The sequence below is a fragment of the Haemophilus parahaemolyticus genome (assembly GCF_002015035.1).
Taxonomy (GTDB): Bacteria; Pseudomonadota; Gammaproteobacteria; order Enterobacterales; family Pasteurellaceae; genus Haemophilus_A; species Haemophilus_A parahaemolyticus.
This window is the reverse complement of record NZ_MUXY01000015.1, coordinates 1-17,226: the sequence shown is the minus strand read 5'-3', so window position 1 is coordinate 17,226 and position 17,226 is coordinate 1. Positions and strand designations below refer to the sequence as shown.

Below are 17,226 nucleotides of genomic sequence, written 5' to 3'. Positions count from 1 at the left end.
GTTGCAATCTAATATATTTGAAAATGGGCGATTAGCTCAGTTGGGAGAGCACCTCCCTTACAAGGAGGGGGTCACTGGTTCGAGACCGGTATCGCCCACCACTTTCAAGGTGTGTTCATTTTCAAATTCCCATTAGTTTAAATGCTTATCTTAAGTGGGCGATTAGCTCAGTTGGGAGAGCACCTCCCTTACAAGGAGGGGGTCACTGGTTCGAGACCGGTATCGCCCACCACTTATTTTAGTGTTTAAACTAGTCGAAACTTCAGTTTCGGGCGATTAGCTCAGTTGGGAGAGCACCTCCCTTACAAGGAGGGGGTCACTGGTTCGAGACCGGTATCGCCCACCACTTATTTCTAGTTTATTTCTATTCAATTACTAAACAAATATTTTATATACATATCGTATTTTTAGGATTCCTATAAAGCTTTAAACCCTCTTTTGAAAGAAGAATAAAAATCATATCAAAGGTATATTGATAAATCTCCTCAAACTTATCTAAAATTTCCTTAAAATAAATCATTCATTGCGAACCCAACATCACTTTCGAGAATGATTAACGACGATCGCTCATAAAATAGAATGCTTAAATCACTTCATTTCCTCTAAAATTTGTAAAGCCTGCTTGCTTAATGGTACATCGTGATTCCGTTTTGCTTTCATTCTTTCAGCTGGAATAACAATTCAATTTGGGCAGCTCTTGCGGTGTAATGGTTGGTTGCTGTTTTGAATCATCATAATCAAAAAAACTATGTAAACGCTTTAACGGGTTTTTAACTACGATTTCTTCTACTTCAGCAAAATCAAACATCTGAACCAATGAATTATTGACCTTGTAAAGCGTGTTCGATTGGGGACAATCTAAAAATACTTGTGCCACTTTCTTACAAGTCATTTCTGAGATGTGCCATTCTCCAAAAATACGGAAATAAATGTAACTCAAGCCGTCTAAATTCCTTGCGGGCGGTCTCTTCTTTAATCGCTTTTCTAGCGGTTCTTTTTGTGTGCCATAAAATCGCAAGCTCTTTTACAGTAATATTGCGTTCTCGTTCTCTGCGTTGCTCTTTGGCGTGTTCTTGTGGGTCTATTCCTTGTGCTAGTAATGCCCTTTTCTGGCTCGCTAATTCACGGGCTAAAGCTAAAGAAATATCGGGATAATTGCCAAGCGTGATAGTTTTCTTTTTTCCATCAAATGTATAAACAAAACGCCACGTTTTTTTGCCGTAAATTGTCGCAACAATTTGCAAACCTTGCCCATCATAGAGAGTTACATTTTTACCAGTCGCCTTTAATGCCTTCAAAGCCTTGTCGCTCAAGGGTTTAGCTAACTTTGCCATAGTCTTTTTTTCCTGTTTTTTTGATTAAAAAATAAACTTTTAAGCAACAAGTAAAAATAAGCCTTTTAAAAAGTTGGTTATATTGTTGCTTAAAAATCGTGAATACAGAAGAACAGAAAAAAACAGTTATAAACAGATATAAACAGTAAAACGTTGATATTAAAGGGATTTTTCGGAATTTTTTGAGAATTTTAAACGCTGGCGAACGGTTAAAAATAGTTTTGTGGTGCCAGTGGTCGGACTCGAACCGACACGCTTATTCAGCGGCGGATTTTGAATCCGCTACGTCTACCAATTTCGTCACACTGGCTAATTAAAAGTATTACAATATATGTAATGATTTTTATTATATAAATTCTTCGCAGTGGAGGCAAGCGGTTTCTTTACTTTATGATTTGTTCGTTCTAAATTTCATCAGCTTTCTCACAAAGTTATTCACACGATCTGTGGATAACCTCGTGAGTAACTCTATGAATATTTCTCTATCTATATGATTTTAAAAGAATATTTTATTCAAACTGAGTGAAGAATAAAAAAGAAACAATCCTATTTGACAACGATTACTTCACTGAGAATTTGCCCATCTGCAAGTTGTGTGGTAATTCGATCGCCCTTAGCAATCTGTTTGGTATTTGTAATCACGTGTTGTTGATCATTTTGTGTAATCGAATAACCTCGCCCTAAAATTTTAAGCGGGCTTAATCCATCTAACTTTGTACATAATGAGTGAAAACCTTGCTGTTGTTTAGTTAATTGTTTTTCGATTGCATAGGTTAATCGTTGAGAGAATTGCTGTAAATGCTGGTTTTGACGGCTAATCTTATGCGGTAAAGCACTATTATTTAAACGCTGTTTTACTAAAGAAAATTGCTGTATTTTTATATGAAACAGCTGCTCTATTTGTTTATAAAGCTGCGTTTCTTGCTGTTTTAAATTCAGTTTTTGCATTTCCAATTGGCGGCTTGGGTGCTTTGCTTGCACCCGTAAAAAGAACTGAGCCATTCTCTGCTCTTTTAACTTCACAGATTGTACTAATCTTCCTTGCAAGCGGTCAAAAATTTGGGTTAATTTGAAATGAAGCAATTCAAGCTGTTTTGCTGGGCTTTGGGCATTTAAGCGAAGGCTAAGATGGTGAAAACGAGAGAGCTTTCCTGTCCAAAGACGATCAAATGCCAAATTCACCATATTTAAATGATGTTGTAGCAGTCGCATAATTTCTTGTTGATCACGACTAACTAACTCTGCAGCAGCAGAAGGTGTTGGAGCTCGTAAATCTGCCACAAAATCGGCAATAGTGACATCAGTTTCGTGCCCAACCGCACTAATAATTGGCAACTCAGATTGATAAATCGCATAAGCCACCGCTTCTTCATTGAAGCACCAAAGATCTTCAAGTGAACCGCCGCCACGCCCTACAATCAATACATCACACTCTTTACGCTGGTTAGCCAGTTTGATTGTATCAATAATATCTTGCGTTGCCTCTTTACCCTGCACTAGAGTTGGATAAATCACGATTTGAAGCGATGGATCGCGACGGTTTAGAATATGCAAAATATCTTGCAAAGCCGCACCACTTGGCGAGGTAATTATCCCTACCTGTTTCGCAAATTTAGGTATGGGCTTTTTATGTTCTTGTGCAAAGAACCCTTGCGCAGCCAACTTCATTTTGAGCTCTTCAAACTGCTGTTGAAGTAAACCGTCGCCCGCCATTTGCATACTTTCAATAATCAGTTGGTAATCACCACGAGGCTCGTAAAGACTAACACTCGCTCGTACCAACACTTGCATTCCATTTTGTGGGCGAAAATTCACACGCAGATTCTTCATCTTAAACATTGCACAACGTACTTGGGCATTCTCATCTTTCAACGTGAGATACCAATGACCCGAAACAGGCTGACTGAAATTCGAAATTTCGCCTGTTAGCCAAACTTGCCCAAGCTCCACTTCGAGCAAATGACGGACAGAATAGTTAAGCTGAGTCACGGTAAAAATATTGGAAGTTGAATTTTGCATAAGTGTTGCTGCGGATAATTAAATAATCTGAGAACAGTTTAAAGCAGAAAGAAAGACGGTTGCAAGCGGTTATTTTTGAATGCTACTTTGCAAATAAGAAAAAACCCTTCAATATAAATCAAAGGGTTAAAAATTTGGTTGCGGGGGCTGGATTTGAACCAACGACCTTCGGGTTATGAGCCCGACGAGCTACCAAGCTGCTCCACCCCGCGTCTGTTGAGATGTATAATACGCTGAATAGTGAAAATAGCAAGCAGTATTTTCAAAAAAGCGTTTATTTGACTATTTATACATCAAATCAAATATAAAATCACCAAACCGCTTCTCTTTTTCCCGATAAAATATTGCTGAATATCCTACCGCTTTTGCCTAAATTTTGGTAGGCTATGCACTTTATTTTCTTACTAGATAATGGATGAATTATGAATTGGAAAGCCTACGCTAAATGGGCTGGAATGGCATTCTTTTCTACTTTAATTATTGGTTGCTCATCAAGACCAACTTCTCCCCAAAGTGCGATTACAGATATTTATGCCGAAAATGCCAAACTAGGTGCGATTTACCTGAACCGTCAAGTAATGCCTTCTTATATGAATTTTGCTCGTGTGCAAGCGGTCGGGAATAAACAGCCGATTGTTAATAGACGAGATTTCATTTCTCAACTCAACTATGTACGTAGCTATTCAAGCCGCATTACGGGTAGTTACGCTGGTGTATATAGTAAAGTGCAGCACTGGGTAGATGCAGGAGCAAACGTAAATGACCTCAGTAAATATGGCATTAATATCAACTTAATGCGCGGTAAAGATGGCTATCAGAACGTAGCATTTACAGGCTATTATGCACCTGTATTGCAAGCTCGACGCACGCCGCAAGGTAAATTTCAGCATCCCTTATACAGCTTACCAAGTTCAAACAAACGCTTTACTCGTGCCCAAATTTACAATGGTGCATTGGCAGGAAGAGGCTTAGAGATCGCTTATTCTAACTCAATGGTGGATAACTTCTTCTTAGGCGTGCAGGGCAGCGGCTTTATTGATTTTGGTGAAGGACATTTAAGCCACGTGGCTTACGCAGGGCAAAATGGTTTTAAGTACGCCTCTGTCGGACGTTTATTAGTTGAAGATGGCGAAATTCCTAAAGAAAAAATGTCAGCTCAAGCTATTAAAGATTGGGCAAAACGTAATCCAAGCCGCACGCAAGGCTTACTAGAGCGCAATCCATCTTATGTTTTCTTCCGATTTGATGATACCCATGATGTAAAAGGCTCAGCAGGTGTGCCATTAGTTGCACTTGCATCTGTTGCCTCAGACAAAAGTATTGTGCCATCAGGCAGTGTGTTATTAGTAGAGATGCCATTAATTGACGACCAAGGCAATTGGACAGGCAAGCACGAAATGCGTTTGATGGTGGCATTAGATGTGGGCGGTGCAGTAAAAGGGCATCACTTTGATATCTACCAAGGTATTGAAAACGCTAATAATAAAGCTGCTCAAACTGCAGGTTTATTAAAACACTTTGGGCGTGTTTGGGTATTGAATTAGTGTTAGCCATATTTAGCTATACAAATGCTACTCTATACCAAATTCTGACTCCTCCCTGTTTATCCTTAAAAGAGCAAAATCCTCTAGTTTGGTAATCGAACATAGGGGATTTTTATTAAGGGCACACTAGATAGGCATATAGGGTTTATAGTTGATAAAGATGTTTTTGCTTGCTATATTTTTAGCTTGTTAAGCCTTAGGTTCTTCTTTTTCTTTCTCGTATTCGTAGTGAATTCTCCATAACATTCGAGCATCCAAATTACTAGATGCAATCATAGTGAGAAAAACAGCTGAGCCGAAGAAAAACGCTGCATCGCCAACCGAGAAACTAAGAATATTTCCTCGTTCTAATAGCGACATCATCAACGCTAATACAAACAGATCTAACATCGACCAACGCCCTACAAAGTGAACGTAATGGAGTAATTTCATTTGAAGATGGATAGGATGCTTCCATTTGTAGTGAATAGCTAACAGCAAGTAGAACAAAATGGCGACTTTGCTAAACGGCACGGCAATACTTGCAATAAAGACAATCGCTGCAACCGCATAACTGCCCATTTTCATAAAGGTAATCACACCCGACATTAACGTATCCGCAGACACTGAGCCTGCAAGCCCTGTAGCTGAAATCGGCAGCAGGTTGGCAGGAATCATCATTATCGCTCCAGCAATGAGAGCTGCCCAAACTCGTTGTAATTTAATTTTATCGGGCACATCCAAATTGCTTTCACAGCGTGGACAGCGATGGCGACCTTTTAAATCAATGACATTTTCATCAAAAGTAAAATCGCATACTGGACAAAGTGAAGGCGGATGCGGATAATCCGATGCAAGCGGTCGATATTCTGGATAAAAATACGCCCACGCTTGTTTAAGATCGATTTTGCTAAATAACAAGGTAATGAGTAGCGTTGCAAGCACAAAAGCAGAAAGATGGATGCTAAACTCAATGCTGGCGTAGTCCCTGATTTTAAATGCGGCTACGGCAAGTGCTACAAAATAGACATCAAACATTACCCACTCTTGGATTTTACCAAGAAAAATCAGCGTATAGCGAGGGCGCCGCCCAATTAAATGTTGAGCTGTGATGGTTAAAATCAGCAATACGAAAGCAATAGGCGCGACAACCGAACAGAGCAAAATCATAAATGCGGTGTAAGCATAGCCTTCTACTGCCATTTTCCACACACCTCCCCAAATAGTTGCGTGCACAGGCACACCGAGCAAGTCGATACTCATCAGAGGGAATGTAAGTGCAAAAGGGAGCAAAATAAGCACCGCAAGAGCAATAACAGCACAGCGGTGCAAAGTCCATGCATTGCCTTTTTCGAGCGTGTGATGGCAATTCGGACAATTTGCAATATGGTTATAGAGCCGATGCGGAACTTTCACCAAAGTTTCACATTCAGCACATCGTTCAAGGGTTAATTTCTGTATTTTCATTCCGTTATTATAAAACAAAACGCCCCAAACATTTGCTTGGGGCGTGAAATTATTGCTTAAAGATTAAGCTTTTTTCGCTTGTGCACGTTTACCCAAAATTACTGATAAAACGAATGCCACCGCAAATGAAATTACCATACCGATTGAGTACATTGCAAGGCTGTCTGGTTTGATGGAAGCCACCCCCAAGAAGCCTGCGGCACCTAAAGCAATCGCTTTTACGTTAAATGCTGCAATGAATGCACTTGCTAAGCCTGAACCGATCATGGCTGAGATGAATGCGTGGCGATAGCGTAAGTTAACACCGAACATCGCTGGCTCGGTGATACCTAATAAGGCTGAAACGCCAGATGGAATCGCTAAACCACGGACTTTGGCATCTTTCATTGTAAATGCCACGCCTAAACACGCCGCACCTTGTGCGATATTAGACATTGCTGCGATTGGGAAGATGAACGTACCGCCAGTGTGTGCCATGTCCGCTAATAATTGGGTTTCTACCGCAATAAAGGTTTGATGCATACCCGTGATAACGATTGGTGCGTAGAAAGTACCGAAGATTGCACCGCCTACAAAACCCAAGCTGTTATATAACCAAGTTAAGCCTGAAGAAATTAAGCTGCCCGCTTCACGTCCGAATGGACCGATAACGGTGAATGCCAAGAAACCAGCGATGAATAAAGAGAACATCGGGGTCACCAGGTTATCTAAATAAGACGGAACGAATTTACGGAAGCCTTTTTCAAGGGTTGCTAATACCCAAGCTGAAATAATAGTTGGGATTACCGTGCCTTGATAGCCCACTTTCTCAATTTCTAAACCAAGTACGTTCCAGTATTTGATATTACCTTCCATTAAGGTTTTTGCGTAGTTCCAACCATCTGCTAATGCAGGGTGAACTAAAAGCATACCAAGTGCTGCCCCTAAGAATGGGTTACCACCAAATTTGCGAGTCGCTGAGAAACCAAGCAATACAGGCAAGAAAACGAATGGTGCGTTTGCAATGGTATTGATGAAATCCACTAAGTCCGACACTTCAGGGTATTTGGTGACAACTGAATGCCCTTCCCAGAAGAAGCCGACCGAGGTTAGCGTCGAGTGAATCCCCATCAGCAAACCGCCTGCCACGATAGCAGGAATGATTGGCACAAAAATATCCGCTAAACCTTTCACCAAACGTTGTAATAATGGTTGGTTTGCAGCCCCTGCTGCAGCTGCTTCGGAAGTAGACATATCGCCAATGCCCATCTGTTTTTGCATTTCAGCGTGCACTTTATTTACCGTGCCCGAACCAAAAATGATTTGATACTGACCGCTGGTAGAAAATTGACCTTTCACGCCCTCGATATTTTCGATAGCTTCTTTATCAACTTTAGACTCATCAGCAAGCGTTAAACGCAAGCGAGTTGCACAGTGTGCGAGAGTGGTAATGTTCTCTTTACCACCCAATTTTGCGATGGTTTGTTCCGCAATTTTAGGGAAGTTCATAGCGACCTCTTTTGATGAAAAATAAAACGTGGCTATTCTAACTAAAACGGTTTAGCTAAAAAAGAAAAAAGTATTGTAAATGTGATTTAGTTCAAAATTTAATTTGTCTTTGAGCCATTACTTGATTTAAAAGATTTAGTATCTACTCATTCAGAGCGCCCTTTAAAACCTGTTTTAATCGTGATTTTAAAAAAATAATAGATAAAATCTCTAACCAAAATAAAAGCCTTGAAATTTGTAATACTAAAATTTCAAGGCTGTAAGTCCCAGGCTTTACACTAATGCAACTTCATGGAAGGACGCAAGAAGCGGTTGATTTGTCCTACTAATAAAATCAAGCCCGTTTTCAACCAACCGTGCAATGCGACTTGGTGCATACGGTAAAGTGAAAGGTACGCAAGACGAGCGATTTTACCTTCGATAAACATATCGCCTTTCACTAAGTTACCCATTAAGTTACCCACAGTACCGAAATGTGAGAAAGAGAGTAATGAGCCTTTATCGTTGAATTTAAACGGCTTCATTTCTTTACCTTCTAACAATGCCACAATGTTTTTACCACATTGGGTTGCCATTTGGTGTGCAGCTTGTGCTCGTGGCGGGATTGGTTTACCGTTTTGAATCAATGCAGCACAGTCGCCAATCACGAACACATCTTTATCTACTGTGGTTTGCATTAAATCGGTGATTTCGATTTGATTTAAGCGGTTGGTTTCAAAACCAAACTCTTTGATAAAATCTGGTGCTTTCACTCCAGCTGCCCATACCATTAAATCGGCTTCAATTTTTTCACCATCTTTAGTAATTAAACCATCTTCCACCGCCTCTGTGATCATTGTGTTCAAATATACATCGACGCCTGCTTTGCGTAACTCTGAAAGAGCTGAAGCAGACACTTTTTCAGTTAATGCAGGAATTAAGCGAGGGCCTGCTTCCACAAGTGCTACTTTTAAGCTTGCACGGTTTAATTTACCGAAACCGTATTCATTTAAGTGTGAAGCTGCGTTGTAAAGTTCGGCAGAAAGTTCGATCCCTGTTGCCCCACCGCCCACAATTGCGATTTTTACATCTTTATCTTGGCTGTGAGAGAAACGTAAAAATAGCTCAAGCATACGTTTTTGGAAGTGTTTTGCTTGCTCAGAGCTGTCTAAGAAAATACAGTGCTCTGCGACCCCTTTAGTGCCGAAATCGTTTGATTTACTGCCAATGGCAAGAATTAATTTGTCGTATGCGATGTGACGCTCAGCAACTAACACTTCACCGTTTTCATCTAAAAGCGGCTCTAACACAATCTCTTTTTTCTCACGATTTACACCTGTAAGCGTGCCTTGTTGGAAGTGGAAATAGTGGTTTGTTGCGTGAGCACGGTAGCTTACTGCATCTGTGCCATCATCTAATGAACCTGTTGCTACTTCGTGTAACAATGGTTTCCAGAGGTGGGTAGCGTTGCGGTCGATCAAAAGCACCTCTGCTTTCTTTTTTTTGCCTAATTTATTACCTAAATAGGTGGCAAGCTCTAAGCCTCCAGCACCACCGCCAACAATCACGATTTTTTCCATAATATACTCCGAATTTTTTTAGAAATTTAAAAAATAAAACTGGCGTGAATTGTAAGGACTTTAAGCGGAATGTCTAGCCATTTTAACAATTTTTTAACGAAACTCTGCCCGCTTATAAGGAATGTTATGCGAGCAATAATCGCAATGGTTGGTTACAATTTCGGCAGATATAACTGCGTTGGTTACGTTGAATAGCATTGTGTCGGCGGACTGAAAGCAGGTGCGTTTGGCAGTCGCATTGGTAAGAGAATTGCTTAGCAACACTCGCGGTACTGAATTTGTGATAGATATGTGCAGGCACACCGAGTACTTGCTCCATCATCATTTTCCACTCTTTACCGTGCGGTTGCACACGTCCGAATTGTTGATAAACAAGTAAATGAGCCAACTCGTGAGGCACAACTTGTTGAATAAACGCAGCACCATTTTCTACCAATAATACAGGATTAAGGCAAATTTCATTTTGTTGTAAATATGCCACACCTGCTTTTTGTCCGTGGAGTTCGAAGTTCATCACGGGTATTGTAAATTCTTTGTTAAAGAATTGGTTAGCAAGTGCAAGGCTTTGTTTTAATTGCCGTTGAGCTTGGAGTTTGAGAATTCTTAGGTCTGGCATAAAATTATTTATCTGGTTGGATTTTATTCTGCCAAATCTCCCCTACCCCTCTTTGTTAAAGAGGGGGAATCTCAGTGAAAATGGAGATCTCTATTCCTCATCAAAAACATTCCCCTCTTTAGCAAAGAGGGGTAAGGGAGATTTATTCGCTACGCTAACACTTCGAGCCGTTGCTAAAGTAACGTTCAAATGCAAGCATTTGTGGCAGTCTTAATTAACGAAGAAATTACTTCATATTATCTCGGACAATCCATCACATTCCATTGTTTATCGTAGCAAATATAAAGCTCATTCTTGCTTGCCCCTAAATACACGCGGTCTAATTTGGGATTATTTTTACGCATCCATCGGAAAAGCTCATTATTTCGCATCCACATATCAGGCAAGACTAAATCATCAAACAAGGCTTTCTGTTTGGCAAAATAGCTTTCAGGATCGTTGAATCCACAAGCACCGTGCTTTTCCCATTCGCCTTGTAATAGTGAAGCTCCTGGGGATTCGGGCAAATATTTTTCGATAATTTGTGGCGAAACAGACGGCAAGTCGCCTTGGCAAAAACGTGGGTGTTCTTCGACAGATTTTGCATTTTTATTCTGTGCCCAAAGCCCGTGAATGACCCAACCGAATTGGCGATCGCTTGCACATTGATAGGCTGCCTTTTCAGGGATTTTACCGTGATTTTTTTCGCGCTGTGCTTCACAAAATGCAGGAGACCAAGAGAGCGCAAGCATATAGTAATCAACAGGTGCAGTAACGTTTTGTCCGTATTTGTCATCTGCCATTGCAATATCGTAACTATTTTTAACCGCTTGTTGGGCTTGAATGGCAGTGCTAGAAGCAGTTATTGTTTGAGTAGGTTTTGATTTTTCTTGCTGATTTAAAAAGTAAGAAACAATAATCGCAAAAAGAAAAATCAATAGATTAATCGTCTTTTTGGTTAATTTCATAAAATAAATAGGTTAAAAGCAAATCATAAAGGTGTGTACTATAAAACAAGCGGTCGAAAAAACCAAAAACTTTACAAAGAAGGCTAAAATTTCAACAATAAAAACTCAAATGTTAAATTTTGTGAAGCAGATCACGGATTATTCCTCCATAAATCTATATTATCTAGAGCAAGTTGTTAGGGTATAACAATTTAATGACTCTCTAAAATCTCTCTATGTCATTCCACTTAAGGGGAAATTCTATGAAAAAAATGATTTTAAGTGCTGTAGCATTCGCGGTTGCATTAGGTTCAGCAGTAGGTACTGCTCAAGCGAAAGATCGTATCGGTGTGACCATTTATAAATATGACGATAACTTTATGGCGTTAATGCGTAAAGAGATCGAAAAAGAAGCGGCTCAACATAAAGATGTCGAGTTGTTAATGAATGACTCTCAAAACACACAATCTATCCAAAACGACCAAGTTGATGGCTTACTTTCTAAAGGTGTGAAAGCATTAGCTATCAACTTAGTAGACCCATCAGCAGCGCCAACCATCATTGGTAAAGCGAAAGGGGATGATGTACCAGTGATCTTCTTTAACAAAGATCCAGGTGCAAAAGCGATTGGTAGCTATGAACACGCTTACTATGTGGGTACAGACCCTAAAGAATCTGGCGTGATTCAAGGAGACTTAATTGCGAAACAATGGAAAGCAAACCCTGCGTTAGACTTAAATAAAGACGGTAAAATCCAATACGTATTATTAAAAGGTGAACCAGGTCACCCAGATGCGGAAGCACGTACAAAATACGTTGTAGATGAATTAAACAAACAAGGTATTCAAACTGAGCAATTATTCATCGACACTGGTATGTGGGATGCGGCAATGGCGAAAGATAAAACTGACGCTTGGTTAACCAGCCCGAAAGCAGACCAAATTGAAGTGATTATTTCAAACAACGATGGTATGGCAATGGGTGCATTAGAAGCGACTAAAGCACACGGTAAAAAATTACCAATCTTCGGTGTGGATGCGTTACCTGAAGTATTACAACTTATCAAAAAAGGTGAAATTGCAGGTACTGTGTTAAATGATGGTGTGGGTCAAGCGAAAGCGGTTATCGCATTATCCACTAACCTTTCAGCAGGTAAAGATGCCACTGCTGGCACAGATCTAAAACTTGAAAAAAATGTCGTACGTATTCCTTACCTAGGTGTGGATGCTGACAACCTTAATAAATTTTTAAAATAATAATTAAAGGCATTGGCAAAGTCTGATGAAATTCCCTCTCTCCCTAGTGGGAGGGAGGTATTTTAAGAATTTCAATCATTTATTGTCCGTGCCTCAATTTTTTACACGGAGTGAGATATGACAAACGAAGTACTACTCACAATGACAAACGTTAGTAAATCGTTCCCTGGGGTAAAAGCCTTAGACCACGCTAATCTAACGGTAAAATCGCACAGCGTACACGCCTTAATGGGTGAAAACGGTGCGGGGAAATCGACCCTTTTAAAATGCTTGTTTGGTATTTATGCAAAAGATGAAGGTGAAATTCTGTTTTTAGGTAAGCCCGTTAATTTCAAAACATCTAAAGAGGCACTTGAAAACGGTATTTCAATGGTTCACCAAGAGTTGAACCTGGTTAAACAAGTGAGCGTAATGGATAACCTTTGGCTCGGGCGTTATCCACTAAAAGGTCCATTTGTGGACCACGATAAAATGTATCGCGATACAAAAGCGATTTTTGATGAATTAGACATTGATGTTGATCCAAGGGAAAAAGTGGCAAAACTCTCTGTGTCTGAAATGCAGATGATCGAAATCGCTAAAGCGTTCTCTTACAATGCGAAAATCGTGATTATGGATGAGCCAACCTCTTCGCTCTCTGAAAAAGAGGTAGAACACTTATTCAAAATCATCCAAAAATTAAAAGACAGAGGCTGTGGCATTATCTACATCTCACACAAAATGGACGAAATCTTCAAAATTTGTGATGAAATTACGATTTTACGTGATGGTAAATGGGTGAATACCGTGGCGATTAAAGATACCTCAATGGATCAAGTGGTTTCTATGATGGTAGGGCGTGAATTAACCCAACGTTTCCCAGAAAAAACCAATGTACCACAAGAGGTAATCTTAGAAGTCGAACACTTAACTGCGAAAAACCAACCTTCAATTCAAGATATCACCTTTGAATTACGTAAAGGCGAAGTGCTTGGCGTAGCAGGTTTGGTAGGTGCAAAACGTACCGATATTGTAGAAACCATCTTCGGGGTGCGTGAAAAAGCAAGCGGTGTAATTAAACTCCACGGTAAAGAAATTCGTAACCGCAATGCTTTTGAAGCGATTAACAACGGCTTTGCTTTGGTAACCGAAGAGCGTCGCTCCACAGGGATTTACGCTAATTTAAGTATCGAATTTAACTCCCTCATTTCAAATATGAAATCGTACTTAGGCAAATTCGGCTTATTGAGTAACAAAAAAATGAAAAGCGATACCCAATGGGTAATTGACTCAATGAACGTAAAAACCCCATCGCACGGCACATCGATTGGCTCACTTTCAGGCGGTAACCAACAAAAAGTGATCATCGGACGTTGGTTATTAACCCAACCAGAAGTGTTAATGCTAGATGAACCAACCCGTGGTATCGATATCGGGGCGAAATTTGAGATTTACCAACTGATCCTTGAACTTGCCAATAAAGGAAAAGGCATCATTATGATTTCATCGGAAATGCCAGAATTACTTGGCGTAACCGACCGAATTATCGTGATGAGTAATGGTAAAGTGGCGGGCATTGTCGAAACGGCAAAAACCTCCCAAGAAGAAATATTACAACTTGCGGCAAAATACTTATAAATCAGGAGTGAATTATGTCTGCGGTACAACCTAACAAAGCACTTAATTTTCTGAAACAAAATGCCATCTATTTTGTGTTATTGATCTTACTTATTATCATTATCGCACAAGATCCTAGCTTTTTGAGTTTACGAAATTTTAGTAACATCTTAACCCAATCTTCAGTACGTTTAATCATCGCTCTTGGTGTTGCAGGGCTGATTGTTACTCAAGGTACCGACTTATCCGCTGGTCGTCAGGTCGGTCTTGCTGCGGTAATCTCTGCTACGCTCTTACAAGCAATGGATAATATGAACAAAGTATTCCCGAACCTTGCAGAAATGCCAATTCCTGTGGTGGTGCTTATTATCTGTGGTATCGGTGCAATTATCGGTTTGTTTAACGGCTTTGTGATTGCTTACTTAAACGTAACACCATTCATTGCCACAATGGGGACAATGATCATCATCTACGGTATCAACTCACTTTACTATGATGCTGTAGGTTCATCACCCATCGCAGGCTTTAGCGAAAATTTCTCAGACTTTGCACAAGGTTTCTTCCGACTTGGTGGCTTTAAACTCTCATACATCACTATTTATGCAGCCATTGCAACCGTGATTATGTGGATTTTATGGAACAAAACCCGTTTCGGTAAAAACGTGTTCGCGATTGGTGGTAACCCAGAAGCAGCGAAAGTTTCAGGCGTAAACGTAGCAATGAACTTAATGGGTATCTATATGGTATCAGGTATCTTCTACGCCTTCGGTGGTATGTTAGAAGCAGGCCGTATCGGTAGTGCAACCAACAACTTAGGTTTTATGTATGAAATGGACGCAATCGCAGCCTGCGTAGTAGGTGGTGTGTCATTCGCAGGTGGTGTGGGTACTATCATCGGCGTAGTAACAGGGGTATTAATCTTCACCGTTATCAACTATGGTTTAACCTACATCGGCGTAAACCCTTACTGGCAATACATCATCAAAGGTGGCATCATCGTGTTAGCCGTTGCGATTGACTCATTGAAATACGCGAAGAAAAAATAGTTAATCAGAATAAAGTAAGGGCAATTTGCACTTACACATCAATAACAAGCGGTCGAATTTGCACGATTTTTTGTAAACTCGACCGCTTGCATATCCCTTACAACACAAAAGAAAAAGGAGCTTGCTATGCTAAATATTGTATTCCTAGACCGTACAGGCATTCCTGCCACACACGACATTCCTCGTCCAAGTTTTCCGCACAATTGGGTGGAGTATGACCGCACAAGTAGCGATGAGACCTTTGAGCGTGCCAAAGATGCCGATATTATCGTGACCAGTAAAGTATTACTTGGGCGTGAATTATTAGCGAAATTACCTAAATTAAAATTGATTGCGATTACGGCAACAGGCACAAATAACGTGGATTTAGTGGCAGCAAAAGAGCTTGGTATTTGTGTAAAAAATGTCACAGGTTACTCTTCTGTGACCGTGCCAGAGCACGTATTGGGGATGATTTTTTCGCTTAAACATAGCTTAATGAGTTACCATCACGACCAAGTGACCAGCGACCGTTGGGCGACTTGTGGGCAGTTCTGCTACACCGATTATCCAATTACCGATATTCGTGGTGCAACGCTTGGGGTATTCGGCAAAGGCAATACTGGTGCGGAGGTTGCTCGCCTTGCACAAGCGGTCGGAATGAACGTAATTTTTGCAGAGCATCAAGGTGCAACAACCATTCGTGAAGGCTATACACCGTTTGAGGACGTATTCAAACAAGCGGATGTGATTACTTTGCACTGTCCACTTACCGAGCAAACACAAAATTTAATTAATGCAGAAACTTTAGCATTGATGAAGCCAACCGCTTATTTGATTAACTGCAGCCGCGGACCTGTAGTAGATGAAAAAGCATTGTTACAAGCATTAGAATCTCGTCAAATTGCAGGGGCAGCGTTAGATGTGTTAGTAAAAGAGCCACCAGCAATTGATGATCCGCTTATTCAAGCAGCTAAACGCTTACCGAATTTGTTGGTTACCCCACACATTGCGTGGGCAAGCGATTCAGCGGTTACAACATTGGTCAATAAAGTTGCTCAAAATATTGAAGAGTTTGTAAAAACTGGCAAGTAATTAATGTTTTAGCAAAAATAGGGAAGATGGTAAGATAGTCTTCCCTTTATTTTTTACTTTCCCCCTCCGTAAATGGAGGGGGTGAAGTACTTTATATGATTTATATAATATGAATTTTATCCCTCTATTTATCGCTTGGCGGTATTGGCGAACGAAAAGTGCTGATCGTTTTGGACGACTGGTGACCAACCTCGCCAGCTTTGGCATCGTGCTAGGCGTAATGGCATTGGTGATTGTGCTTTCCATTATGAACGGCTTGGAAAATATGCAAAAGCGTAATTTGCTTTCCACACTGCCACATGCGGTTGTGATGCCAATTGATGGGCATTTTACAAAAAATGAGCAACTGCTCCAACCAAATTTAGTGACTCAAGCCAACCCAATTAACCGCACGAATATCATTATTCAAAGCCAGCAAGGGATTGAAGCAGGCTCACTAATTGGCGTGGAAAATGCCCAGGATGATCCGCTTTTAAATGGTGAAAATGTGGTACAGCTTCTGCCCGAAGGCGAATTTAACGTGCTAATTAACTGGCAATTGGCTCAAAAATTGAATCTAAATGTAGGTGAAAAAATCCGCATTATGATTACTGAAAACAGCCAATACACACCGATGGGACGCGTACCGATGCAACGTCTGTTTCAGATTTCAGGCTTTTATTATGCGAATAGCAATGGCAGCGAATATACGCTATTTGCGAATTTAGCGGATGTGGGGCGACTGCTCAGGATTGATAACGAGCATATTCAAGGCATACGCTTGTATTTAAACGACCCGTTCCAAGTTACCGAATTAAGCCGTTACTTCCCTGGAGATCAATACCAAATCCATGATTGGCGTGAGCAGAAAGGCGAGTTTTTCCAAGCGGTGAAAATGGAAAAAAATATGATGGGCTTGCTGGTTAGCCTCATTATTGTGGTGGCGATTTCCAACATTATTACCTCACTAAGTTTAATGGTGGTAGATAAACAGGGCGAAATTGCGATTTTACAAACTCAAGGCTTAACCAAACCGCAAGTGATGGAAATTTTTATTTTCCAAGGCTCGATTGTGGGGATTATTGGCTCGATTTTAGGTGTCGTTTTAGGCGTGGCTGCCGCAATGAATTTAGATACGTTGATTGCAATGATTAACCCTGCGATTGTGTTGCCAACTTTGATTTCTCCAACGCAAATTACGGTGATTGCGGTGGTATCGATTTTATTATCGCTCGCGTGTACGCTTTATCCCGCATTTAGTGCATCGAAAATTGAGCCAGCTCAGGCGTTGAGGTATGAATAAATAATAATTTTCTGTAGAGAAAAATGTAATTTGCCCCTTG

Annotated in this window: 13 protein-coding genes and 5 tRNA genes; 9 read left to right on the top strand and 9 right to left on the bottom strand. The window is 40.5% G+C overall.

Annotated elements, in window-relative coordinates; genetic code table 11:
* Window positions 1-25: 25 nt before the first annotated feature.
* From B0185_RS08510 to B0185_RS08500, 3 genes are all read left to right on the top strand, one after another.
* A tRNA-Val gene (locus B0185_RS08510) sits at window positions 26-101 on the top strand.
* 55 nt (window positions 102-156) lie between these two features.
* Window positions 157-232: transfer RNA gene (locus B0185_RS08505), tRNA-Val, on the top strand.
* Window positions 233-270: 38 nt separating this feature from the next.
* Window positions 271-346 (top strand) — tRNA-Val (locus B0185_RS08500).
* A 535-nt stretch (window positions 347-881) separates the two neighbouring features.
* Here B0185_RS08500 and B0185_RS08490 read toward each other — a convergent pair.
* The 4 genes from B0185_RS08490 to B0185_RS08475 form a co-directional block, all read right to left on the bottom strand.
* Entirely contained in the window at window positions 882-1,334 is a 453-nt protein-coding gene (locus B0185_RS08490; RefSeq protein ID WP_005706639.1) for an integrase arm-type DNA-binding domain-containing protein, read from the bottom strand.
* A gap of 224 nt (window positions 1,335-1,558) precedes the next feature.
* A tRNA-Leu gene (locus B0185_RS08485) sits at window positions 1,559-1,644 on the bottom strand.
* A 236-nt stretch (window positions 1,645-1,880) separates the two neighbouring features.
* The gene (gene xseA, locus B0185_RS08480) at window positions 1,881-3,353 is read right to left on the bottom strand and encodes an exodeoxyribonuclease VII large subunit (RefSeq protein ID WP_005706641.1); all 1,473 of its coding nucleotides are present in this window, start codon (window positions 3,351-3,353) and stop codon (window positions 1,881-1,883) included.
* A 135-nt stretch (window positions 3,354-3,488) separates the two neighbouring features.
* Window positions 3,489-3,565, bottom strand: a tRNA-Met gene (locus tag B0185_RS08475).
* Between the two features lie 210 nt (window positions 3,566-3,775).
* On the opposite strand from B0185_RS08475, the gene mltA reads away from it, so the two are divergent.
* Complete coding sequence (gene mltA, locus B0185_RS08470) at window positions 3,776-4,897, top strand: murein transglycosylase A (protein ID WP_005706634.1); 1,122 nt, start codon at window positions 3,776-3,778, stop codon at window positions 4,895-4,897.
* 189 nt (window positions 4,898-5,086) lie between these two features.
* Here mltA and B0185_RS08465 read toward each other — a convergent pair whose 3' ends face one another.
* The 5 genes from B0185_RS08465 to B0185_RS08445 all read right to left on the bottom strand — a co-directional run bounded on the left by B0185_RS08465 (window position 5,087) and on the right by B0185_RS08445 (window position 10,953).
* Window positions 5,087-6,343, bottom strand: a complete 1,257-nt coding sequence (locus B0185_RS08465; protein WP_005706632.1) for a paraquat-inducible protein A — start codon at window positions 6,341-6,343, stop codon at window positions 5,087-5,089.
* Between the two features lie 63 nt (window positions 6,344-6,406).
* Complete coding sequence (locus B0185_RS08460) at window positions 6,407-7,831, bottom strand: sucrose-specific PTS transporter subunit IIBC (RefSeq protein WP_005706635.1); 1,425 nt, start codon at window positions 7,829-7,831, stop codon at window positions 6,407-6,409.
* Between the two features lie 278 nt (window positions 7,832-8,109).
* On the bottom strand, window positions 8,110-9,390 hold the full coding sequence (locus B0185_RS08455) for an NAD(P)/FAD-dependent oxidoreductase (protein ID WP_005706640.1): 1,281 nt from the start codon (window positions 9,388-9,390) through the stop codon (window positions 8,110-8,112).
* A gap of 124 nt (window positions 9,391-9,514) precedes the next feature.
* Entirely contained in the window at window positions 9,515-10,006 is a 492-nt protein-coding gene (locus B0185_RS08450; RefSeq protein ID WP_005706642.1) for a SprT family zinc-dependent metalloprotease, read from the bottom strand.
* A gap of 236 nt (window positions 10,007-10,242) precedes the next feature.
* Window positions 10,243-10,953 carry a ribonuclease T2 family protein gene (locus B0185_RS08445; protein ID WP_005706645.1) on the bottom strand — a complete coding sequence of 237 codons (711 nt, stop codon included), beginning with the start codon at window positions 10,951-10,953 and terminating at the stop codon, window positions 10,243-10,245.
* Between the two features lie 242 nt (window positions 10,954-11,195).
* On the opposite strand from B0185_RS08445, the gene mglB reads away from it, so the two are divergent.
* The 5 genes from mglB (at window position 11,196) to B0185_RS08420 (ending at window position 17,186) form a co-directional block, all read left to right on the top strand.
* Window positions 11,196-12,188: a galactose/glucose ABC transporter substrate-binding protein MglB gene (mglB, locus tag B0185_RS08440; RefSeq protein WP_005706636.1), complete on the top strand. Its 993-nt coding sequence runs from the start codon at window positions 11,196-11,198 to the stop codon at window positions 12,186-12,188.
* 117 nt (window positions 12,189-12,305) lie between these two features.
* Entirely contained in the window at window positions 12,306-13,805 is a 1,500-nt protein-coding gene (gene mglA, locus B0185_RS08435) for a galactose/methyl galactoside ABC transporter ATP-binding protein MglA (protein WP_005706633.1), read from the top strand.
* A 14-nt stretch (window positions 13,806-13,819) separates the two neighbouring features.
* On the top strand, window positions 13,820-14,830 hold the full coding sequence (gene mglC / locus B0185_RS08430; protein WP_005706644.1) for a galactose/methyl galactoside ABC transporter permease MglC: 1,011 nt from the start codon (window positions 13,820-13,822) through the stop codon (window positions 14,828-14,830).
* A gap of 126 nt (window positions 14,831-14,956) precedes the next feature.
* Window positions 14,957-15,904, top strand: a complete 948-nt coding sequence (locus B0185_RS08425) for a 2-hydroxyacid dehydrogenase (RefSeq protein WP_005706637.1) — start codon at window positions 14,957-14,959, stop codon at window positions 15,902-15,904.
* 109 nt (window positions 15,905-16,013) lie between these two features.
* Window positions 16,014-17,186, top strand: coding sequence for a lipoprotein-releasing ABC transporter permease subunit (locus B0185_RS08420; protein ID WP_005706638.1), 1,173 nt, complete (start codon window positions 16,014-16,016; stop codon window positions 17,184-17,186).
* The last annotated feature ends 40 nt before the right edge of the window (window positions 17,187-17,226 follow it).